This is a genomic window from Veillonella tobetsuensis, from assembly GCF_002959935.1.
Lineage (GTDB): Bacteria > Bacillota > Negativicutes > Veillonellales > Veillonellaceae > Veillonella > Veillonella tobetsuensis.
The window spans coordinates 132,118-155,345 of sequence record NZ_PPDF01000012.1; the positions used below are offsets into that span (position 1 = coordinate 132,118).

The 23,228-nt window shown below is 34.6% G+C and carries 23 protein-coding genes; 21 read left to right on the forward strand and 2 right to left on the reverse strand.

What is annotated here, in order from left to right; genetic code table 11:
• Positions 1-8 precede the first annotated feature (8 nt).
• The 14 genes from VTHSUH11_RS06515 to VTHSUH11_RS06580 all read left to right on the forward strand — a co-directional run bounded on the left by VTHSUH11_RS06515 (position 9) and on the right by VTHSUH11_RS06580 (position 12,885).
• Entirely contained in the window at positions 9-1,361 is a 1,353-nt protein-coding gene (locus tag VTHSUH11_RS06515) for a DUF262 domain-containing protein (RefSeq protein WP_105093062.1), read from the forward strand.
• Positions 1,358-3,226, forward strand: a complete 1,869-nt coding sequence (locus VTHSUH11_RS06520) for a DUF262 domain-containing protein (RefSeq protein WP_105093063.1) — start codon at positions 1,358-1,360, stop codon at positions 3,224-3,226. Before VTHSUH11_RS06515 ends, VTHSUH11_RS06520 begins: the two co-directional genes overlap by 4 nt.
• Before the next feature lie 131 nt (positions 3,227-3,357).
• Positions 3,358-4,152: an ADP-ribosylglycohydrolase family protein gene (locus VTHSUH11_RS06525; RefSeq protein ID WP_105093064.1), complete on the forward strand. Its 795-nt coding sequence runs from the start codon at positions 3,358-3,360 to the stop codon at positions 4,150-4,152.
• Positions 4,153-4,358: 206 nt separating this feature from the next.
• Positions 4,359-5,420 (forward strand): ankyrin repeat domain-containing protein, encoded by a 1,062-nt coding sequence (locus VTHSUH11_RS06530; protein ID WP_105093065.1) that lies wholly within the window; start codon positions 4,359-4,361, stop codon positions 5,418-5,420.
• A gap of 28 nt (positions 5,421-5,448) precedes the next feature.
• Positions 5,449-5,868 (forward strand): bacteriocin, encoded by a 420-nt coding sequence (locus VTHSUH11_RS06535; RefSeq protein WP_105093066.1) that lies wholly within the window; start codon positions 5,449-5,451, stop codon positions 5,866-5,868.
• Positions 5,861-6,220 (forward strand): hypothetical protein, encoded by a 360-nt coding sequence (locus VTHSUH11_RS06540; RefSeq protein ID WP_105093067.1) that lies wholly within the window; start codon positions 5,861-5,863, stop codon positions 6,218-6,220. Before VTHSUH11_RS06535 ends, VTHSUH11_RS06540 begins: the two co-directional genes overlap by 8 nt.
• 48 nt (positions 6,221-6,268) lie before the next feature.
• On the forward strand, positions 6,269-6,739 hold the full coding sequence (locus VTHSUH11_RS06545) for a glycosyl transferase family 4 (protein WP_105093068.1): 471 nt from the start codon (positions 6,269-6,271) through the stop codon (positions 6,737-6,739).
• Positions 6,740-6,769: 30 nt separating this feature from the next.
• Entirely contained in the window at positions 6,770-8,284 is a 1,515-nt protein-coding gene (locus VTHSUH11_RS06550) for an SMI1/KNR4 family protein (RefSeq protein ID WP_105093069.1), read from the forward strand.
• A 56-nt stretch (positions 8,285-8,340) separates the two neighbouring features.
• Positions 8,341-9,363, forward strand: coding sequence for a DMP19 family protein (locus VTHSUH11_RS06555; RefSeq protein WP_105093070.1), 1,023 nt, complete (start codon positions 8,341-8,343; stop codon positions 9,361-9,363).
• A 64-nt stretch (positions 9,364-9,427) separates the two neighbouring features.
• Positions 9,428-9,913 carry a prolyl-tRNA synthetase associated domain-containing protein gene (locus VTHSUH11_RS06560; RefSeq protein ID WP_105093071.1) on the forward strand — a complete coding sequence of 162 codons (486 nt, stop codon included), beginning with the start codon at positions 9,428-9,430 and terminating at the stop codon, positions 9,911-9,913.
• A 210-nt stretch (positions 9,914-10,123) separates the two neighbouring features.
• The gene (cptIN, locus tag VTHSUH11_RS06565; protein ID WP_105093072.1) at positions 10,124-10,606 is read left to right on the forward strand and encodes a type III toxin-antitoxin system CptIN family toxin; all 483 of its coding nucleotides are present in this window, start codon (positions 10,124-10,126) and stop codon (positions 10,604-10,606) included.
• 22 nt (positions 10,607-10,628) lie between these two features.
• The gene (locus VTHSUH11_RS06570) at positions 10,629-11,396 is read left to right on the forward strand and encodes a putative quinol monooxygenase (protein WP_105093073.1); all 768 of its coding nucleotides are present in this window, start codon (positions 10,629-10,631) and stop codon (positions 11,394-11,396) included.
• 106 nt (positions 11,397-11,502) lie between these two features.
• On the forward strand, positions 11,503-12,285 hold the full coding sequence (locus VTHSUH11_RS06575) for a protein-ADP-ribose hydrolase (RefSeq protein ID WP_105093074.1): 783 nt from the start codon (positions 11,503-11,505) through the stop codon (positions 12,283-12,285).
• Between the two features lie 102 nt (positions 12,286-12,387).
• Complete coding sequence (locus VTHSUH11_RS06580; RefSeq protein ID WP_105093075.1) at positions 12,388-12,885, forward strand: methylated-DNA--[protein]-cysteine S-methyltransferase; 498 nt, start codon at positions 12,388-12,390, stop codon at positions 12,883-12,885.
• Between the two features lie 114 nt (positions 12,886-12,999).
• Here the strand turns inward: VTHSUH11_RS06580 and VTHSUH11_RS06585 are convergent, their stop codons facing one another.
• Positions 13,000-13,665, reverse strand: coding sequence for a fumarylacetoacetate hydrolase family protein (locus VTHSUH11_RS06585; protein WP_105093076.1), 666 nt, complete (start codon positions 13,663-13,665; stop codon positions 13,000-13,002).
• A 157-nt stretch (positions 13,666-13,822) separates the two neighbouring features.
• On the opposite strand from VTHSUH11_RS06585, the gene VTHSUH11_RS06590 reads away from it, so the two are divergent.
• Positions 13,823-15,046, forward strand: coding sequence for a hypothetical protein (locus tag VTHSUH11_RS06590; protein WP_105093077.1), 1,224 nt, complete (start codon positions 13,823-13,825; stop codon positions 15,044-15,046).
• Between the two features lie 149 nt (positions 15,047-15,195).
• Entirely contained in the window at positions 15,196-16,218 is a 1,023-nt protein-coding gene (locus VTHSUH11_RS06595; protein ID WP_059362005.1) for a branched-chain amino acid aminotransferase, read from the forward strand.
• A gap of 144 nt (positions 16,219-16,362) precedes the next feature.
• Here VTHSUH11_RS06595 and VTHSUH11_RS06600 read toward each other — a convergent pair whose 3' ends face one another.
• Complete coding sequence (locus VTHSUH11_RS06600; RefSeq protein ID WP_105093078.1) at positions 16,363-16,755, reverse strand: thioesterase family protein; 393 nt, start codon at positions 16,753-16,755, stop codon at positions 16,363-16,365.
• A 234-nt stretch (positions 16,756-16,989) separates the two neighbouring features.
• Between VTHSUH11_RS06600 and VTHSUH11_RS06605 the strand changes: the two genes are divergently transcribed.
• From VTHSUH11_RS06605 to VTHSUH11_RS06625, 5 genes are all read left to right on the forward strand, one after another.
• Positions 16,990-17,727 (forward strand): TVP38/TMEM64 family protein, encoded by a 738-nt coding sequence (locus tag VTHSUH11_RS06605; protein WP_059362009.1) that lies wholly within the window; start codon positions 16,990-16,992, stop codon positions 17,725-17,727.
• 47 nt (positions 17,728-17,774) lie between these two features.
• Positions 17,775-18,968 carry an aminotransferase-like domain-containing protein gene (locus tag VTHSUH11_RS06610; protein WP_105093079.1) on the forward strand — a complete coding sequence of 398 codons (1,194 nt, stop codon included), beginning with the start codon at positions 17,775-17,777 and terminating at the stop codon, positions 18,966-18,968.
• 182 nt (positions 18,969-19,150) lie between these two features.
• Complete coding sequence (locus VTHSUH11_RS06615) at positions 19,151-19,984, forward strand: Mrp/NBP35 family ATP-binding protein (protein ID WP_059362012.1); 834 nt, start codon at positions 19,151-19,153, stop codon at positions 19,982-19,984.
• A 138-nt stretch (positions 19,985-20,122) separates the two neighbouring features.
• Positions 20,123-21,523: an anion permease gene (locus VTHSUH11_RS06620; RefSeq protein WP_105093080.1), complete on the forward strand. Its 1,401-nt coding sequence runs from the start codon at positions 20,123-20,125 to the stop codon at positions 21,521-21,523.
• 138 nt (positions 21,524-21,661) lie between these two features.
• On the forward strand, positions 21,662-22,963 hold the full coding sequence (locus tag VTHSUH11_RS06625) for a M18 family aminopeptidase (RefSeq protein WP_105093081.1): 1,302 nt from the start codon (positions 21,662-21,664) through the stop codon (positions 22,961-22,963).
• The last annotated feature ends 265 nt before the right edge of the window (positions 22,964-23,228 follow it).

The window sequence follows — 23,228 nt, forward strand, 5'->3', positions numbered from 1 at the left end:
CAATTTAAATGGTAAAGAGAAATGATGATTTATGTATTATTACAATAAGAGAACTTATGGAGCACAAAGAGCCACCCAAGCAAAATTTAGGCATTCCAGAATATCAAAGGCCATATAAATGGAGTCCCCAATCGGTTTTAACATTGATAAATGATATATTTACTGCATTTAAAAATAATATGTTAGAGTATCGTATTGGCACTGTTGTTCTTCACAATACTCCAACCCAATTAAATATTGTTGACGGGCAACAGCGACTTACAACATTATCAATACTATTTTTTGCCATCAGTGAATTAGGTAATAATATTAGAAAGCTACCATCGTCATTGTTAAATGCCAAATATAATGAACTATCTTCAGAAGCTATAGTTAGAAATCTAAGTGTTATAAGAAAAAGACTTTTGGATTTTGAGAAACAAGAACTGGAAGATTATAGTAATTATTTATTAGATCATTGTACTGTAGTAAAAATAGTTACGAAAGATGAACAAGAGGCGTTTCAGTTTTTTGATTCACAAAACTCAAGAGGAAAGGCGTTGGCTCCACATGATCTTTTAAAATCCTATCATTTACGAGAGATGAATGATGAAAGTGAAAGTTTAAAGATTGATATTGTAAATACATGGGAAAGTACTAAGCAATCTGAACTAGAAAATTTATTTGCAGATAATTTATTTCCATTAATTAGATGGTATAAAAATAAAGACGGTTTAAATTATTCGATTAATCAGATAGATGTTTTCAAAGGTATTAAGAAGAGTAATAACTATAATTTTTCTATTTATAATAAAGCATCTAATCTCTATGTGGAGAAGTTTAATTACGAAGGGCTATATGAGCTAGCATCTAGCAAAGCACTAAATCAATTTCAATTGACTCAGCCACTTATTGCAGGATCACGCTTTTTCAAGTATACTCAATACTATTTAAATCTATATAAGACTTTGGAAAAAAGAATCTTTCATAGTTTTAATGCAGAAGAAATTATCCAATCTGGTTCAGGGGATACTTATATATATAATTTATTTATTAACATACTAATGTTCTATGTTGATAGATTTAATATAAATTCACTTACGGAATCTAGATTACTATTTTTTTATAAATGGGCATATTCATTACGGGTCTGTATGAAAGCTGTTTATAGGGAGTCTATAAATAAATACGCTAGAGGAAAATCGGAAAGATTGAATAGTGGACTTAATTTATTTTCAGTTATTTCTGATATGCAAGATCCAATGGAGTTAGATACCATTATATTAGATATAGTATCAGAAGATACCTTTAAGAATTCAAAGGTTAATACTGAAAGATATCAAAAAGTATTTGAAAAGATATCTAGTGAGGGAAATATATGATAAATTATGAAACTATTGTACAACCTCAAGAGTTTACCGTGGAGCAAATTTTCAATAATAATGAGTATTTAATACCTATCTATCAAAGAAACTATGCATGGTCAAGTGTAGAGATTGAACAGTTACTAGATGATATTAATGACATTGATATAAATAAAACAAAAAAGTATTATTTAGGCAATTTAATTGTAAATGAGCGTGGCATAAATTGCTTTGAGGTTATTGATGGGCAGCAAAGGCTAACAACATTATTTTTATTACTTTGTTTTTTAAACAATCAATCTATTAATGAAGGATCATTAACATTTGAAGCACGTGAAGTATCAAATAGAACCTTAAATTTAATTAAAGCAAGGAAAGCAAGGAATGATAAAAGCGGATATTCAGAAAATTTATATTCTCAAGAAATTATTGAGGGATATTCTATCATAAGTAAATATTTTGATAAAAAAAATAGGGAATCTATTTCTGAATTTAATAAAAAACTTTCAGCTATCATATTAGTCCGAACACAAGTACCTAAAAATATTGATTTAAATCATTATTTTGAAATTATGAATACCAGAGGTGAGCAGTTGGAACTACATGAAATTATGAAGGCCAAGCTGTTAGGTGCAATTAAAAGTAGTGATAAAGAACGTGATAGACTAGATAAAATAATTGCCTCAACTATATGGGATGCTTGTTCACAAATGAATAAGTATGTGCAAATGTGTTTACCTATAGAGAAACGAAAATCTATTTTTGGTAAATCTTGGAATTCTTTTGATATCGGTGATTTTGATGAATTAAGAAATTTGTTTGGTAAAGAAAATCTTAATAATGAAACTGAGTTTACATTAGAAAGCAAATTAAGACAACCTGTATATAGTTTAAATGCTAGTATAAAAGAAGATAGCATAGAAAATGAAAGATTTGAATCAATTGTTACATTTCCTAACTTTCTTCTTTTAGTTAATGAAGCAGTGAGCCTAGCTGATGAAAATAAAGATAATGATGCAGGTCTAGATGACAAAAGATTTCTTGAAATAATGAAAGCGCATTGGAGTAGTAAAGGTGCTGCACTTAATTTCATTTTTTCATTGCTTAAATATCGCTATATATTTGATCAATATATAATTAAAAGAGAGTATATAGGACAATATAGATTAGATGGTAAATGGTCTTTGCAACAGCTAACGAGCTACAGAGAGAAAAAACATTATTACAAACCATATTATTTATTAACCTTTAGTTCGACCTCTCGTAAAAGTGATAAATCAAAATATGATAGTGAAATCAATAATAGGTTATGTTGGTTAGAATCTTGTTTAAGAATTACATATACATCGCCTAAAACTATGCATTGGATAGCAAGAGTTATGGCTGATGTAAATAAGAATCCAGATGGTAATCATATAATTCCAATGCTTGAAAAATATTGCTGTGAGAAAATTGAGGAGTCTAAATATCAAATTCGCACAGGTTTTAATATTGACCGTATTGTATTTACCTATTTAGATTACATTTTATTGCGAGATGAATTTAAACCATTTAGAGATTTCCAATTTCAATTTAGGACATCAATAGAACATTTTTTCCCGAGACATCCGATTAATATGAAAGATGCTGATTGTATTAATAATATTGATAGTTTTGGTAATCTTGCATTGATAACAGTATCTGCAAATTCAAAGTTCTCTAATATGATTCCCAAACATAAAGTAGAACAGTATCCAGAAATTATTAATCAAAGTCCAAAACTTATTAAGATGAAGAGGCTCTTGGACGAGAATGGAGGAGCCTGGGATTCTTCTAGTATAGATGAACATAAAGTAGAAATGTTTAAGTTATTAGATGATGAAATTAAAGATAAGATAGGATAAGTAAATAAATAGAACTAGCTAGTCATACATCATAATATGTAAAGCAAATATTGAGCATATGAGAGTTTCGCAGGTGTAAGAAGAATGATTTTGCTTAGTCTATAAATTTCAAAATACAAGGAGGGATTAACATGTTAGGAGCAATCATTGGTGATATAGTTGGTTCACGATTCGAATTTAATAATATTAGACGGAAGGACTTTGATTTCTTTACAGATCAATGTGTGTTAACTGATGATAGTATCATGACACTTGCTGTAGCAAAGGCCATTTTTATGAGCCAACCAGATTACAGAAATCTTTCTAAAAATGCAGTGGAATGTATGCAAACGATTGGGAGATGCTATCCAAGTTATGGATATGGCGATCGGTTCTATAGATGGATTTTTGCAGAGAATCCAAAGCCATATAATAGTTATGGTAATGGTTCTGCTATGAGAGTTAGTGCTGCTGGATTTGCAGCACATAGTTTGGACGAAGCAAAGCTTCTTTCTCAATTAGTTACTGAGGTTACTCATAACCATCCAGAAGGCATGAAAGGTGCAGAGGCGACAGCAGTTGCCGTATACTTAGCTAAAACTGGTAAAGATATACAAGAAATCAGAGATTATATTAATCAGCATTATTACACCATGGATTTCACATTGGATGAAATCAGAGATACCTATAGGTTTAATGAAAGTTGTCAAGGAACCGTGCCACAAGCATTGCAAGCTTTTTTTGAATCCACTGATTTTGAAGATGCCATTCGCAATGCCATCTCAATAGGTGGTGACAGTGATACTGTTGCTGCTATTTGTGGCGGTGTAGCTCAGGCCTATTATGGTATTCCAACAGATATTAGAAAACAGGCTCTGTCGTTTTTAGATACTAAATTGCTAGGCATATTGACGTCCTTTCAAGAAAAGTATATGCCTACTATATAATTCTTGATTCAATAATGATGACCCATATATACATATAATAAAGAAACCTATGTCAAAATAGCGTTCCATTTAATTGAAAATTTGTTGAAAGGTCTCTTACTTTTGTAAGAGGCTTTTTCTATATCAAAAGTTACAATAAATTTAGTATAATTAAACTATGAATTATCAGTATACATATAAGGTCGTATTATAAGGGAGAGACACATATGATACATCTTAAGGACTTAGGCAGTTTTGAATCTGTACCAGATTTAGTGACAAATATTATAAATGGAAATATAACTGCTCTTGAAAGTGCATTAAATAGTGGTTGGGATATAGATGAACCTGTACAAATTGGTAAATATAGTGAGTATTCACCTCTACAATTAGCGTTAGTGATGAACTGCGTGCCAAGTGTTCAGTGGCTAGTTGAGCATGACGCGGATCTAAATGATGAAGAGAATCCAAGTTTCTTGTTAGCTGTACGGTATGGTAATCAAGAGATTATAGACTATGTTGTAGCTCAAGGGGCCAATATTAACGCCTTGAACTCTGTGAAGGTAGATGCCTTTCAAGCTGCCTTATATGGCAAGAAATATGAGAACTTACAACTGATTCATGACTTAGGCCATACAGTACAAAAATATGGCGGACGAGCTTTCAGAAATGTCATTACAGATGAAAATTATGAGGTCTTAGATTTCTTTATTAATAATGGTGTGGATATTAATTACAACAAGCCTGATTCTGTATATCCATTTAAGCCAACCCCACTATGTGTAGCAGCTCGGTATGTGGATTTACAGATGTGCCAGTATTTGGTAGAACATGGTGCTGATGTGACCATCACAGAAAAGGATGGAATGCGTCCCTATAGTATTGCTATTGAAAAAGGCGATATGGAAATGGCTGAGTATTTTAAAAATTTAGAGCCTGCGGAGTACCATGATAAACAGAATAAAATGGATCAATTAAAACCGTTTAAACTACCAAATGGACTAGTATCATTTTTAGAGGGAGATACTCTCTATTTTGAATTACCAGACTCAGATTTTATCTCTATAGAGTTCTTACCTTTACTTGATACAGTTCCATTTAAATGGGGACGTCGTAAACTATTACGTTTATCTAAAGAGCTAGGTGAGTACAACGATTATCAAATTGTTTGGGACCCTAAGTCTAAAAAGATTGCTTGCTATGATATAGAACATCAAGAGTTGAGGGAACTTTGTAAATTTGATGAATTTATGGCGGATATGTCAGGTCAATTAGAAACCTTATTTTAATGTATATCGTAAAGGAGAGGCAATACATATGACAGATACATTTGAGAAAACATATACGGATTGGTCCATTGATGTAGGCACCTATAAATATGAAGGTATTACACTGAATGAAGTTGAACAAAATCTGTATGCTATTGAGGACCAAGAGCAAGACTTTGTAATTATTTCTCCATCAAAGGCAATCTCCATAGATAATAAACTATATAACTTTGTACAGGTTTGTAGCGATCAAGATACTGATTTATTACATATTGAGATAAGTGTTACTAATGATGGTGAGCAGGGTGCTATTATATACGGTAAAAATGAGCTAGGACCTCAAGAGGTATTACAGATTATAGAAGACTTTATTGTACATCAAAAGGTTCCAGCATTAGATAGTTGGGACATAGTATTAGATCTTAGACCGAAGATGGAAAGTTATGTAAAGGAAACTGAAAATGACTAATGGGATAATATATGATGAACAGTTAAGGCAATATACATTGACCTATGAAGGCATACAATTTTGTTGGGATGAGAAGCCAACGGATGTTAATGTAGATACTGCTAAATTATTAGCTACTAATTATCATAAGAATATAGATTCCATTGTTACTTTCATTCATAACGAAATTCTAGATTGGTATGGCGATGTCACTATTGATGAAGTGAAAACACGGATAGGTATGCCTATTATTGAACCAGAGCGAGATGCTGTGACCTATTGTGAGCAAACCTTTGATGATACGCACATCTTTTCCTTTACATTTTGGGATAATGAATTCAAAGATTTACATTACTTTGCCATAGATGGATAATATATTCTCTAATGATTTAGTTACTACCAATAGCATGCGGAGTCTATTATGTTATATACACCGAATAACCTTTTGTATAAGTATATTCGCTATCGATTTAGACGAATTCAGATTCAATGTAATATAGTATATGATATAGCACCAGAGGAAGAAGATGAGATTTGCCGTAATTTATTAAAAAAGAGAGCGAAGGTATTAATTCCTGTTGGCATAGTATATGGTTTGATATTTGCCCTTACTTTCACTTGGCTATTAGGCACAAGTGAGGAATTGAACCCATTAATGCAATGGGAAGTAAGAGTTATTGACTATGTTATACCATTTTTAAATACCATTGATTTTAAGTGGTATGCGTATTCACTGAATTTATTGTGGGCAGCCCTTATATTGGCCCCTGTCGGGATTATTAACGTATCTCCTTATATCATTTTTTCCTATATTATAGATACCATTTTGATACGGCGTGAGGTGAAAGCTTTAATAAAAAAATATTCTATTGATGACATAAAATGTGGTTAGATTATATCTATTTGGTTAGGAGAGAGTATTATGAGTAATCTAAAAGATTTCAATTGGACTGGATTTTGGAAAGACACCGATTATGCATTTGAGTCCTATATAGGTAGAGAGGTTACCGATGCGGATATTAAGAATGCTGAAGCTGAACTAGGTTATACATTGCCTGCAGCATATATTGAACTACTTAAAAACCATAATGGTGGTGTAGTAAAGAAAAATTGTTTTATTAACGATGATGACGATTGTGTATATATAACAGGAATATATGGCATCGATAGAGATAAAAAATACTCTCTTTTAGGTGAGATGGGTAATGAATTTTGGATTTCAAAAGTAAAATATCCCCCTATCGGTATCGTTGTAGCCGATACAATTTCCGGCGGTCACGACATGATTTTCCTCGATTATCGTGAGTGCGGTCCAACCGGTGAACCTAAGGTTGTACGGGTAGATCAAGAATGTGATTACTCAATGACTCCCTTAGCAGATAACTTTGGTGACTTTATTAAGAACTTATATTTCAATATAGAAGACATTACGGATGCAGAGTTTCAAGAATTAAGTGATGTGGAAAAGGTTAAGCTCCTTAATGAACAAGAGGGCATCGATTTCAAGCGTGCGATGGAGTTATTAACTAACATAGGCATTGATAATTTGTCGCCTATATTATTAAGCGCCTTAGGCCGTATGTATAACAATAATGGCCGCGCAGCAGAGGCTATCGATTTATTTAATCGTATAGATGAGGAACATCGTGATTGGTCTTGGTATTATCGTTGTGGCTATGCTCATGGGATGCTAGGGTATGGTAAAAGCTATGAATCTGAACATGTACAGAAGGCATTACAATTAATAGAAACAGGCATAAAAATGACGAAAGAAGCCCATTTAGATAAACAACTTGGTTGGTGCTGTGAAGTAGTAAAATATCATCTATTTAAAATCAAGCCGAAACAGTACAAGGAGGATTATCCTGTGATATTTGAAACCATTAAGAATCTCTTTGATAATAAAAATAGTAAAAAGACTACAGAAGATAACCATATTGAAGACGCTAATGAATACGAAGAGGATAACTATCCTACATATGATGTAGTCCATTGGGTATTTAATAAGCAAACATATAGAAGAGAAGAGTTTTCCAAAGAATATAATGAAAATGTAAAGAAATATGTAGATGATGATGAGGCAGATGACGACGATAGATTAGAAGAACCTGAAATTTTAGTAACCTATGAAGCTTGGATTGAAAGTGAAGACCAACTTTTTGATAATGAACGTGTTACCGATGAAGAATTGCTGGAAGAAGATAAAGAAGATGGCATGTGGCAGGTAGAAATTATGGCCCATCTTGTTGCAGATAATGGTAGATATTTTACTAGAGAAGAATTACTCTTTAAATTGCACAATTTGATGGCCAATAAAGAATTGGGCGATCATGTATTCTTTGAAGGTATTGAATACGAAGGCCATGAATGTGAAGGATATGGTCTAATAGATAATGAAGACGGTATACCTGTATTCTATATTGTTTGTGGTAGCTAGCTTCTAGATAATGTTTATTTTAAGACTATATATGAAATATGATAGGATGTGACATAATGGGATTAACGGTTGAACAATTTAAAGCATTTTCTGATGCGGAGCAATTACAAACCATTAAAGAGCTTAATAATTCTGGGAATGTAGAAACTATTATTAATATATTAACTGATGTGGGCATGGAAAATTTATCCGTACCTCTATTGGGTGAGCTTGGTAGAGCTTATAACAATAATAGCAATGAAAAAGAGGCTATTAAGGTATTAGAATCTATTGATGAAGAGTATCGTGATGCGGTGTGGTATTATCGCTGTGCCTATGCGTATGGAGCCCTTGTTTTGGATAATAGTGACGGGTACACATCGAATACTATGCAACAGATGCTAAGATTAGTAGATAAAGGTGTACGTTTAGCTACAGAAGCTAACCTAGATGATATAAAATCGTACTGTTTTGAAGTCATTGATATGTGCTATTTGCAAATGGATTTTGAAACATGTGAATCTGCTTATCCTGACTTGTGTTCTGCTTATAATGAATACGTAGCAGAGAAAAAGAAGAAACGAAAAGGTGTACCTCGTCATCGGACTATCACTGTCGAAGAGATACAAGCTACCGATGATGTATGGACCATTAATGAGCCCATGTATTGGACCATCAATATATATGGATCTTATGATGATTATATAGAATCCGCAAAACCTTTTACCTTAGAGCAACGCTATCTTAATGCTATATCTTGGTACTTCGCAGAGGTTAATAACGGTGGTCATCATCAGTTCTTCTATAACTCTACTGGTATTGTATGGGAAGATGCTCTAGAAGGTTTACGACTATTTAAGATGGATATACTAGCGGATAATTTACAATCTGTCATCGATTATTTTGGTGGCTCAGTTCCATTCGATAGGGAAGAACGATGGAACATTTTAAAAGATTGGGAAAATGAGGATGAACTGTTCGATTTCCTTGATAAAAAAGATGATGTAGTATATGAATATGATGGAATCTATGAAGATACATTCGTACATGCACATCCTGAATTATTTGTATTTGATGGGACCTATAAGGTTCCAGAATAAGCGTAGCAATGTAGTGTATAAGGGCTACTTTCACTAAGAATATACTATGTATTAGAGGTATTACATGTTAGATAAACAAGGCGTATATGATTGCCTACGTGACCATCATATCAATTTTGAAATTACGGATCACGCACCGCTATTTAGTATGGAAGACAAGCCTAATGTAGAGCTGCCATATCCAGAGTGGGATGCGAAGAATCTATTTATTCGAGACCATAAGCGAGAGCATTACTATTTAATTACCGTTCGTGGTTCAAAGCGTGTGGATTTAAAACAATTCCGTAAGGACCACAAGCTTAAAAAGATATCCTTTGGTTCTGAAGAAGAGTTATGGGAGATTTTGAAGATTAAACCAGGTCATGTATCACCATTCTGCTTACTCCACGATGAGGAGCGTAAGGTGCATTACTACATTGATGCGGATTATAAGGATAATCTCATTGGTATCCATCCAAATCAAAATGATGCGACCGTGTGGTTACAAGGAAAAGACCTTGTTAAACTTATAGAGGAGCATGGTACAATAGTGGAATATATTACAATATAAATTACAAAGTTGATTTATTCTTTCTAGGTGTTTGACAAGCTAAATTTAGTTTTGTATTATAGAGATAGAAGTAGGCCACTGACCGATATGTGGGGTATAAATAGTCGGGTTGAAAGTATTACCGCTGACCAATATTGCGGTATATAAATGGTTGGGTTGATAATAAAGTCCTTCGCTACAAGCGGAGGGCTTTTTGTATCTGGAGGGACTATGGAGAAGAGAGGGTTTTATATTGTTAAAGACTCATTTTTTTCAGATATGAATGAATCTTTTTTGAAGGGAAACAAATTAGGAAATAGACCTCATTATTATTGCTTTCAAGATAGTAATAGAGATATATATTGGATGATTCCTTTATCAAGTCAAATTCAAAAGTATAGAGAGATAATTAAGAAAAAAGAGCTTAAATATAAACGTTGTGATACACTTTATATAGCAAAACTTGATGATGGTAAAGAAAGTGTATTTTTGATTCAAGATATGTTTCCTATTACAATAGATTATATTGAACGAGAGTATACGATTGGGGGCAATCATTTTTTAGTTACGAGTAATCATACTGCAAAAATTATAGAACAAAAAGCACGTACTGTACTCGCTTTGCTAAAGAGAGGTATAAAGTTTATGCCAACCCAACCTAATGTTATTCGCTTATATAAAATATTAAAAGACAGAATAAATAATAATGATTAATTAAGCTTACTGAGGTACTAGCATGAATTTAAGAGTTTTTAAACGTATAATATTTACATTTGCTATTTCAGTTTTAGGCGTGAGTACATCATTTGCTGCATTCACATTTGATAAACAAGAACAAGTAGATACAGCCCCTATTGTAGGTTTGTATCGTTTCCAAGTACCGAACGAATTACAAGGTGCGTATAATACTGCAGGTGTTCAGAATTTAACAGCCTCTATGGCTAACGAGCCTAATACATTATCAATGAATGTGGCTCATGTAAAAGGTAATCCATCTGAATCATACGTAGTGGAGGTATATAAAGATACGGCTGCCTTAGAAACACACCGCAAATCCGAGCATTTCCAAAACTATATTAACGAGGTTGGTTCTAAACTGACAAATCGTAAATTGTATGATGTACAGCCTTTGTTATTGATTGAAAAACCCAATGCGTTATCTTTGATTAATGACTGTCAATCTGTTGTGACTTTAACAGATTTTACAGTAGACGGTAATGAAGTTGATACAGTACAAAAACAATATCAACTAGATATTGAACGTGCCGTTCGTGATGATGCGGGCTATATGGCGGGTTATGTATTGCGTGAAAGAAACAATAAAACTCACTGGTATGTAATTCAAATCTATAGTGATGAATCAGCTTTCAATAAACATATGAGTAGCCCAGGATATCGTTTCATGATGAGCCAAATTCAAGGTAGTTTACAAGGGGTTACTACTAAAGTGTTACAAGGCGACATTTTAGTAAATCATGGTGGTCAATCTTTTGTAAGACCATAAAGTTTGATATACTATAAACAGTAAAGTTACTGCTAGCATATATATGTGCTAGCAGTTTTTTGTTATATAATAAGTTAAAGTCTTTATAGACCATAAGGAGTTACATATGACACAGCAAGAACGTTTAATTTATCTTGTAAAAGGATTAGTAGTAGAATATACAGAGAAATATAAAGACGAACACATTGAAATCCCTAATGATGAAGCAGAACAGTTCACACTTTTTAGATCTCTTTGTAATATTCGTCCTGCAGGATCTATGCCAGCAGAGTGGATGAAGGTACAAGATGAGTATTTAAATGAATTAGCCCGTGAAAAAGGAATTGTTACCATTAATGATATGGAAAAACGTGCACCTCAGATTTATTTATGGCAAGGCGATATTACGCGCCTTTCAGTGGATGCTATAGTGAATGCGGCTAACAATCAATTGTTAGGGTGTTTTGCGCCAAATCATAGATGTATTGATAATGCTATTCACACCTTTGCGGGTATTGAGCTTCGTATGGCTTGTTCTCGTATGATTGAATACATGGATATGCCTGAAAAAACAGGTGTTGCACGTAAAACCTATGGTTTTAATTTACCAGCTAAACATGTTATTCACACGGTAGGACCTATTATTTATGATTCCCTTACAGATATAGAACGAGAACAATTGGCTTCATGTTATAGGTCTTGTTTAGAGTTAGCCAATGCTTATAGCTTACAATCCATTGCATTCTGCTGTATCTCTACAGGTGAGTTTAGATTTTCTAATGAAGACGCAGCACAAATTGCTATCGATACGGTGCGTACCTATTTAAAAGAAACTAATAGTAAAATACAAGTGGTATTTAATGTATTTAAGGATATAGATTATGACATCTACGATAAATTATTGGGATAAATAATATACTCCATTTGAGATTCAGAATAATACCGTAGCCTTTAATGATGATATACTAAAGGTATCAATAGATTTATTAGTTTAATAAGGAGTTAATGTACTATGAATTATAAATACACCTATGAAAGCCCATTAGGAACGATGATAATGCTTGGTACATTAACGTATTTAACAGATTTATTTTTTGTAGATGAAAGCCATGCTCCTACTTATGATGATGCAGAATATATTGAACAACTAACAGGCCCCTTTGAAGTAACCATTATGTGGCTAGACCAATATTTTGAAGGTCAAAAACCATTTATTACTCCACCAATACAATTAGAAGGAACAGAGTTCCGTAAGTCTGTATGGTCTATATTGCAAACTATACCTTATGGGGAAACTACAACCTATGGAGATATCGGTAAACAAATAGCTGAAAAGCAAGGTAAAGATAAAATGTCTGCTCAAGCTGTGGGTGGTGCCGTAGGACATAATCCTATATCTATTATCATTCCATGTCATCGTGTAATTGGCAGTAATGGTAAATTGACAGGATATGCGGGTGGTATTGAACGTAAGAAATACATGCTTGATCTTGAAGCGAAACATAAATAGTACATATTAGATTGTAAAATCATATTTAAATAGACTTATAGAAAAAGAAGAAAGAGATTACTCATGATGGATAGACACATCATAGGTAATCTCTTTTGGTATATATAGGGGGGACTATTTAAATTGATTTACTAAGGTACCAATGCCACTAATCGATATAGATACGGTATCTCCTGATTTTAACCAATCATATCGTTTTTCATTTTTACCAAGTACAACACCACTAGGTGTACCGGTAAAGATAATGTCACCTTCCTGTAGTGTAATATACTGGGATACAAATTCGATAATCGCGTCCGGTTTAAACATCATTTGTTGTAATTTGGCTTGTTGACGCACTTCACCATTTACTGTTGTGGTAATGGTAGCATTTTCAAAATCAAAATCGTCAGGTGATACGATAACAGGACCGACAGGGGCAAAGTTATCTAGTGATTTACCTAGAATCCATTGTGTACCTCTAAATTGTAAGGTCCGAGCTGATACATCATTACCTATGGTATATCCTAAGATATGTTCTTTAGCTTGGTCGCGAGATATATTTTTACCCGCCTTACCAATAACGATGACGAGCTCTCCTTCGTAATCATAATGAAGGTTTTCGTCTTGAATAAGAACTGTATCTTGATGTGACGCCAATGCATTAGATGTTTTCATAAAGATTTCTGGAAACTCATGTGTAGCAAGACTAGTTTCCGCAATATGGTCCGCATAATTAAGGCCTATACAGATGATATTTTTAGGATTAGAGATTAGTTCATGTTTAGTAGTTGATTTCATAAGAAATACCTCCTTAAAAGCTGGGATATATATCTTAAGATAATTATAATATAAATCACTATGTAAAGAATAATTTTGACGAAATAATTATATAGAGGCATTTTTGTCACATCCTATTTGATATACTTTTAAAAAAGTAATAAAAGGAGGAGTCCCTATGTATATGCATAGAAATGTGACAGATAAATTTATAGGTACCGTAGCATCTTGTGACATTATAAGCATTGGTAGTTGGTATGGTGATTTACCAGATGGCGTTCCAAAGGAAGTGAAATTAAATCGTAAAGATTACTATATTGAAGAGATACAACATATTTCTATTAAGGAAGCCATAAGTGTTACCTATGGCATTAAATGGGAGCATATCTCAAAACCTGTAGAGGATAAAATAGAATCCTTAACTACTAAGGAGTACTCAATTGACGAATCTAAAAAACAATATCTATTAGAGCTTATGGGGCGTAGATTTTCCGATGATATTGACCTATATGATGAGGATGAGTGTGCTGTCCAAGTGCAGCTCATCAACACTGAGGATCAGGAATTTATATATGAATTTCCTTTTGATAATACCCTGAGGGCCATGTCTATACTATTCAGACAAATCCTAGGTATGCCTACATTACTTTTATTTGATGGAAATCGAGAAAAAGATAGAATTCAAGAGATTCATATTGAAGTGCAAAAAAATATGTACCAAGAATATGGTGACGTAAATACATTGAATTTTAATTGGAATGAGCCGTCTATTTCCATTGATTGTAATAGTAAGCAATTTGGTCACTCTAGCCATAGTCATAGCGAGTATGTAGATAATCAAATGATTCATCAATTGAAGCAAGATATTGACTTTCACATTGGCGAAACGCTATATAGTCTAGATTCCTTTAGTCTTAGTGAAAGTCATGACCTTGATAGAGACCCTGCTCGTGGTGGTATCGTAACAGTACGTATTAAATGGGCGCATAAAGAGGATACATTGTTTATAGGGAATGTAACTAATCAGTATGTGCCCACTTGGTATAAAAATCTAATTAATTTTATACATGCTCATACAAGAGATAAATCTTTACAAGAGTTTTTACAATCAAATCATACATCTGATAGAAGAATTTATACGTATTGTTCCGTATATATTTTTAAGATAAACCAGGAATTTTATTATCGTACTGATAGAAATGATATATATGAAGGGGATATTGTAAAAGTTCCGTTTGGATCCGATAATGCGGTTCGTACTGGTCGTGTAGAATCTATTTCATATCATACGCGTTACGACGTACCTTATGATTTGAAACGAACTAAATTTATTATAGATAAAGACTTAGAGATTATTTATGATACCAATCGTTATAGATATGATGATCCATATGATTTATAAGGCATCAAAATAAGTGGTATTCTATATTTTGTACTTAAGTACACTCAACTCATTATATGTCTAATTTCTGTTCTCTATAGAATATGTTGAAATAACTTGCTCATAGTGTTAAGATTATAAGTATATTAATAAGCATGGAGGTCATTGTTATGAGCAAGAATATCGATTGGGATAATCTCGGTTTTGGTTATGTAGAAACCGACTACCGTTATTTGACTACATATAAAGATGGTAAATGGGACGAAGGCGGATTAATTACTGATGCTAACGTTACCCTTAATGAATGTGCAGGTGTATTCCAATATGCACAAACTGTATTCGAAGGTTTAAAAGCATACTACACTAAAGATGGTCACATTGTATGTTTCCGTCCAGATCTTAATGCAGAGCGTTTAAATCAATCTGCGGAACGCCTTGTAATGCCTACATTACCTGAAGGACGCTTCCTTGAAGCGGTTAAAGAAGTTGTGAAAGCGAATAAAGACTTTGTACCTCCATATGGTCATGGTGCTAGCCTTTATATTCGCCCTTATATGATGGGCACAAACTCTGTTATCGGTGTAAAACCGGCTGACGAATATCAATTCCGTGTATTTACAACACCAGTAGGCCCTTACTTTAAAGGCGGTGCAAAACCAATCAAAATCCGTGTTACTGATTTTGACCGTGCAGCACCTCATGGTACTGGTCATATCAAAGCTGGTCTTAACTATGCTATGAGTTTATATGCTATCACTGATGCACATGAACATGGTTATGCTGAAAATATGTATCTTGATGCGGCTACGCGTACACATGTAGAAGAAACCGGTGGTGCGAACTTTATCTTTATTACAAAAGATGGTACTTTGGTAACACCTAAATCCGATAGCATCTTGCCATCTATTACACGTCGCTCCTTGATGTATGTGGCAGAACATTATCTTGGTATGAAGGTTGAACATCGTCCAGTTCACAAAGATGAATTGAAAGACTTTGCTGAAATGGGTCTATGCGGTACAGCTGCAGTTATTTCTCCAGTAGGTCAAATCGATACGCCAGAAGGCACAATTAATGTACCAGCTGGTATGGAAGATATGGGGCCTATGACTAAAAAATTATATGACACATTGCTCGGTATTCAACATGGTGAAATCGAAGCTCCTGAAGGTTGGGTAGTTACGATTTGCTAATTATCTAGGTGATATAAGAGCATAGAGCATACAAAAACCTCCACGATCGTATGAGCGTGGAGGTTTTTAGGTTTAAGACCTTAGTTTTTAGTAAGTCGTTTTAAGTTTAATAATTAGTACTAAGTGTAATAAGTAGTTCTAATTCTAGTTTGATGCTTTTCTTGTACCTACTTTTGCCATAAATTTTTCATTGTTAATAACAAAACGTTCATGTATGCCTTTACCAATGATACCAACACCGTCGGATGCTTCAATATTAAAGGTGATTTTACGCCCTTCCACAGCTGTCACTGTAGCTTTAGCTGTAATTGTAGAGCCCATAGGGGATGGAGCATCGTGGCTAATAGAAAGGGAGATACCTACTGTACCTTCACCTTCTTCTAAATGTGGTTGTACTGCTGCTTGCGCTGCTTCTTCCATAAGTGCACACATAGCTGGTGTAGCAAAGACCTCTAAAGAACCGGATTTCATTGTTTTTGCAATATTAGATTCTGTTACTGTAACCGTTGACGTAGCTGTTTGACCTGCTGATACCATAATATACCTTCTTTCATTAAGAATATTCTCGTTATAATGATATTATACATCTTTAGATAATTTTTATGCTATCAGATTTATATATTTTTAACGATACTACCAGTTAAAACTAATTATTTTTAACTGGTAGTATCGTTAAAAATAGAATGTTTAGGTGCTAATGACATAATAGTTATAACTACTCTATAGAATCCGTGATATAATATAACTAGTTTTTTATAAAACGAGGTATATATGAGCACAAGAAAATTAAAACCTTCTGGTGAAGGTTGGGTACAATTGATAGCAGGCATTGGTTTTATAGTCTTATTAATTGTCATTAATATTGTGGATCCAACATTTTATCCCACTATGTGGCATTTAGCTACTAGTGGTTCTATGGAGGAAATAGCAGAATATATTCAAGGCTTTGGCCCAATGGCTATGGTTGTGAGTATGGTCCTAGATATTTTTGTCAATGCCGTAGGTTTTTTGCCATCAATTTTTATTTCAACAGCTAATGGATTGGTATTTGGTATGTGGCCAGGTATCATTATTTCTTGGCTAGCTGAAACAATTGGTGTAGTTATCAGCTTTTACATTATGCGTTATTTCTTACGAGATGCGGCTGATAAGCTCATTTCTAAGAGCAGTACATTGATGAAAGTAGATGATTTCTCCGGCAATAATGGTTTTGTGGTCATGTTATTTGCTAGATCCTTACCATATTTTCCTTCTGGCGTTATCACTGCATTAGGGGCTATCAGTAAAATTAAGCCTCGAGACTATATTTTGGCAAATTTAATTGGTAAATTCCCATCAACAGCTCTTGAGGTTGCCATAGGAACAGATATTGTCAATTTCCAAGAGAATATGGGGCGTCTTGGCATCATTGTTGTTGTAGCCGGCACTGTATATTTCATCTTGTGGAAGGTGTACAAGCGTTATATGGATAAACGTAATGCTGAACAAGAACATGATCCTAATGCGTAGCATAAATTTGTAATCTTATGTAATTAATTAAATAAAGAGGCGATACTATGAGTTTTTCACTTCCTGAACGGGTAACCTTAAAAGGCCCTAATTTTATTCGAGAAGTATTTGAACGTGGTGTAGGCGTACCAGGCTTTATTAGTTTTGGTATTGGTAATCCTGCACCGGAAGCAATTCCTGTGAAGGTTATCGAAGATGCCTTCGATTTTATCGTTCACGAAAATCCGATGGGGCTTTTACAATATGGTCCTATGCAAGGGGATGCACGTCTATCAGAATTGACACTAGAACGTTTATCTAAGGTTCATCACATGAACTTAGAAGGACAGGGCTTAATTATTTCAAATGGTGCGGGCCAATTATTAGGCTTAGTACCGATTACCGTATGTGAACCAGGCGACGAAGTGTACATGGATGATTATACTTTTACAAGTGCTATCAATTCTGTACGCAACATGGGGGCCAAAGCTGTAGGTATTAAAACCGATGAATTTGGTATGATTCCTAGTGAACTAGAAAAAGCGGCACAATCTGGTAAAGGGAAATATATTTATTTAATTCCTAACTTCCAAAATCCAACAGGTATTACAATGCCTCTAGAGCGTCGTAAAGAAATCTACGCTATTGCATCTAAATATGACTTATTTATCTATGAAGATGATCCATATGGTGAAATCCGTTTTGCTGGTGAACATGTGCCTAGCTTTAAATCCTTTGATACGGAAAATCGTGTTCTCTATGCAGGCTCCTATTCTAAAACATTATCAGCAGGCTTGCGTGTAGGTTTCTTGTTGGGACCTGAGGATGTAATTAGTACAATCCAAGCTTTGAAGAATAATACAGCCGGTCAAATGCCGTTAGTTACACAAAAGGTAGTGGCCCATGTACTTGATCAAATCGATTATGACGCACATTTAGAAAATGTACGTAAAGTTTATAAATCTAAATGTGATGCTATGATGCGCGTATTTAAGGAGAAGGGGAGTTCTAAGGTTCATTTAACAGAACCAACCGGTGGTATGTTTGCGTGGATGACGATGCCAGATACTGTTGATTGCGATGAGTTTTTTGAGACGTGCATGAATAAAAATGTGGGCATTATCAAATGCGGTGCATTCGCTTCGGATGGGGTAGAGAATGGACATGCATTTCGTTTAAGTTATACGGTGCCAACAATACCAGAAATTGAAAAGGGCATGGAAATCCTTTGTGCTCTTACAAAAGAATATTGTGGTGAATAATTCATGATAAAGCATATATGTATATTGAAAAATATTGAAATACCATGATACAATAGGGCTGTAAATATTTGGTATGTTAGCCTTTATAGATAGCTTTCACCATGATTAATATTTACATAGAGAAAATAATTTTAAAACTATATATTGTTGAGGAAAGTCCTCAAAGAAAGTAGGTGTTTACTATGGGTTGCGGTAGCAGTAGTGATTGTGGCGGATGCCCATCTCAATCCTCTGGTTGCGGTGGCGGCGCTTCTCAACAACCTCAAGATCTTACAGCTCCATTACACGAGCTTAGTTCTGTTAAACATGTAATCGGCGTAGTATCTGGTAAAGGTGGCGTAGGTAAATCCTCCGTTACGAGCTTGATGGCCATTACAATGGCGCGTAAAGGTTACAAAGTAGGTATTCTCGATGCGGATATTACCGGTCCTTCCATTCCTAAGATGTTCGGCATCAAGGAAAAAGCATATGCTGACGAAATTGGCATGTATCCTGTAAAATCTAAAGGCGGTATCGACGTTATGTCTGTTAACCTCCTTTTGGAAAACGATACAGATCCTGTTTTATGGCGTGGTCCTATTCTAGGCAATGTTGTAAAACAATTCTATACAGATGTAATTTGGAAAGACATCGATTATTTATTTGTTGATATGCCACCAGGAACAGGTGACGTAGCGATTACTGTATACCAATCCTTGAAGTTGGATGGTATCATTATCGTTACATCTCCTCAAGACTTGGTATCCATGATTGTTGAAAAAGCAGTTAAAATGGCTGATTTAATGCAAGTGCCTATTATTGGTGTGGTGGAAAACTATTCTTACTTCCATTGCCCAGATAACGGTAAGGATTACCAAATCTTTGGTGAAAGCCACATTGAAGAAATCCTTCAAAAATACGGTCTATTATTGTTGAACCGTTTACCAATTGATCCAACTATTGCAAATCTTTGCGACCAAGGTGATATTGAGTCTATCGAAAAAACAAATTTAGAGAACGTATCTCTACCTGAATAGGATTTATATGATGATGAAAGCTGTGCATACCATGTGATGCACAGCTTTTTCTCACATCATTTTATCTTGAAATATATTATATTTATGATAAGAGGATATAAATATATTTTAGTTTTTTCCTATGTAGGAGGTTTGTGTATGAAAAAACTTTTAAACTGGATTATTCCAGCGGCCTTCGGGTTAGGCCTTTGGTTTATTCCGACTCCAGAGGGGTTAACTCCTCAATCTTGGCATTTATTTGCCATCTTTGTGGCGACTATCGTAGGCTTTATTACTCAGCCGTTACCGATTGGTGGCGTATCCATCGTTGTTATTACTGTGGCTGCTTTGACAGGTACATTGAAAATTAGCGAAGGCATTTCTGGTTTTGCGAATTCTGCTATCTGGTTAATCGTAGGCGCTTTCTTATTTTCTCGTGGCTTTATTAAAACTGGTTTGGGTAAACGTATTGCTTATAACTTGATTGCTGCATTTGGTAGCAGCTCTTTGCGCCTATCTTATGCTTTAGCTTTATCTGATTTGATTTTGGCGCCTGCCACACCATCTAATACAGCTCGTGTGGGCGGTGTTATCATGCCAATTACGACAAGTTTGGCAAAAGCGTTCGGTTCTGAGCCTCAAGATGGTCCTCGTAAAATTGGTTCCTTCTTGATGCAATCTATTTACCAAGTAAATACGATTACATCTGCTATGTTCCAAACATCCATGGCTGGTAATACCTTGGTTGCTGCTTTAGCACTTCAATCCTTTGGTATTGGCATTACTTGGGGTGATTGGGCGATGGCTGCCATCGTGCCTGGTATCATTGCATTGCTTATTATGCCGTACTTCATTTACAAAGTATATCCACCTGAAATCACAGATGCTCGCGAAGCACAACAAATGATTAAAGAAGAGTTAAAAGGCCTTGGTAAGATGTCTTTCCAAGAGTGGGTGATGCTTGGCGTATTTATCTTAGCTTTAGTATTGTGGGCTACATCTCAATTCACTAAACTTGATGCAACAACTGTTGCATTCTTGGGCATTTCTATTTTGCTTGCTACAGGCGTTCTTATTTGGGACGATGTTAAAAGTGAAAAAGGTGCTTGGGATACATTAGTTTGGATGGGTACATTGATGGGCTTTGCCGGTTTCCTTTCCAAATTGGGCTTCATTAAATGGGCCACAGTTCAAGTGGGTGGCATTATCCCTGAAGGTTCTTGGGTGATTGCCTTTGTTATAGCAGTTCTTGTAAATACGTATGCACACTATGTATTCGCATCCTTAACAGCACATATTTCTGCAATGTTCGTAGCATTCTCTGCAATCGCTATTTCTGCAGGTGCACCACCAATGTTGACATTGTTGATGATCGCATTCACATCTAACTTGTGTATGTCCTTAACTCACTATGCAGCAGGTCCATCCCCAGTAATCTTTAACACTGGTTATGTTCCTCAAAATACATGGTGGAAACTTGGTTTCTTCGCATCCGTAATTAACTTAATCATCTTCATGGGCATCGGTTCCTTGTGGATGAAAGTTATCGGTATGTGGTAAACCACAAGATAATAGATTAATACATTTATGTATACATAACGCCGTTCCTTATGGGACGGCGTTTTTGTGATACAATAGCAATAGATTACTAATTTTAATAAAAAAGGTAGACCATTAAATAATTGTGTAGGAGGTCATATGAAATTTGATAATCCACAATTAATTAAATACATTAAGGGATGTACGTCCCCATACCATACGGTAGATACTAGTTTACAATTATTAGTAGATGCGGGTTTTACTGAGTTGTCTTTAGAGGAACCGTGGAGCTTAACAACTGGTAATTATGTTGTAAATGTGTATGGCACAACATTATTTGCCTTTCACATAGGAGAGGACTATCGTCATTCCTTACGTATTGCATCAGCACATACAGATTTTCCTGCCATACGTGTAAAACCTAATCCCATTACTGATGTAAAAGGCTATACTAAGCTCAATGTAGAAATGTATGGCGGATTAATACAAAATACATGGCTTGATCGTCCGTTAGGGGCTGCAGGAACCGTTGTTTTAAAAGGGGATAATCCTTATGACGTAGAATCTGTTCTTGTAGACACAAAACGACCGATTGCTATCATTCCTAATTTGGCAATTCATATGAATCGAAATGTAAATGATGGCGTAGCCCTAAATCGACAAAAAGAAATGTTGCCTATAATAATGATGAATCAACAGGGTTCTGATACAACAAAATCTGATGTGGATGAATGGAATACATTTTTGGCAGAAGAGGTAAATTGTGATCCATCGGAAATTTTATCCTATGAAATTACACTATATCCTGTGACAGAAGGTATTTTAGTTGGTACAGAATTTGATTTTATTAGTTCCCCGCGGTTAGATAATTTAACATCTTGTTTTGGTGCATTATCCGGTATTGTAGAAGCGAAAAAAAATAAGGTAGATGGCATACGCTGTGCTGTATTGTTCGATAATGAAGAGGTTGGTAGCCGTACGAAACAAGGGGGGGCAGGAATGTTACTACCAAATCTTTTAGAACGGGTATATCGCAGCCTCGGACTAAGTAGGGATGACATGGATATGGATGTGGCTCGCGGCTTTATGATTTCCTCAGATGTAGCGCATGGCTTGCATCCAAATTATCCAGAGAAAAATGATATTACCAATTTCCCTGTACTCAATGGAGGCGTTACGTTAAAGCAAGCAGCTAGTCAATCTTATGCAGGCGATGCGATGGCAATTGCTATTGTTAAGGGTCTTTGTGAGGAGGCTAATGTTAAATACCAAATTTATGTTAATCGTTCAGATATTGTGGGCGGCTCTACAGTAGGTTCAATTTCATCCTCTATGTTACCGATGAGAACCATGGATATTGGTCTACCATTGTTGGCCATGCATTCTGCTGTAGAGACAATGGGCGCTTGCGATCAAGAACAATTGAATCGTTTAATGCAACATTTTTTAGGTGATGAATAGATAATAGCTTTGTGATTTCGATACTTTCATTTTGTATTATTAAACACATATGAAAAATTTATGAATAGAAAAAATTCCATATAGATAAAAAAGATTAATAAAGGTATCTTTTATAATGATTAAGCCTTTTAATATCTAAAATTTATTGTATAATATAAATATGTTTGATACATAATTATATATCAAAAATATTGATAAGTGTTTTGTGAAAAATATGTAATTCGATATGGATGGTATACATGTAAATCAATGAAAAGAAATCTAT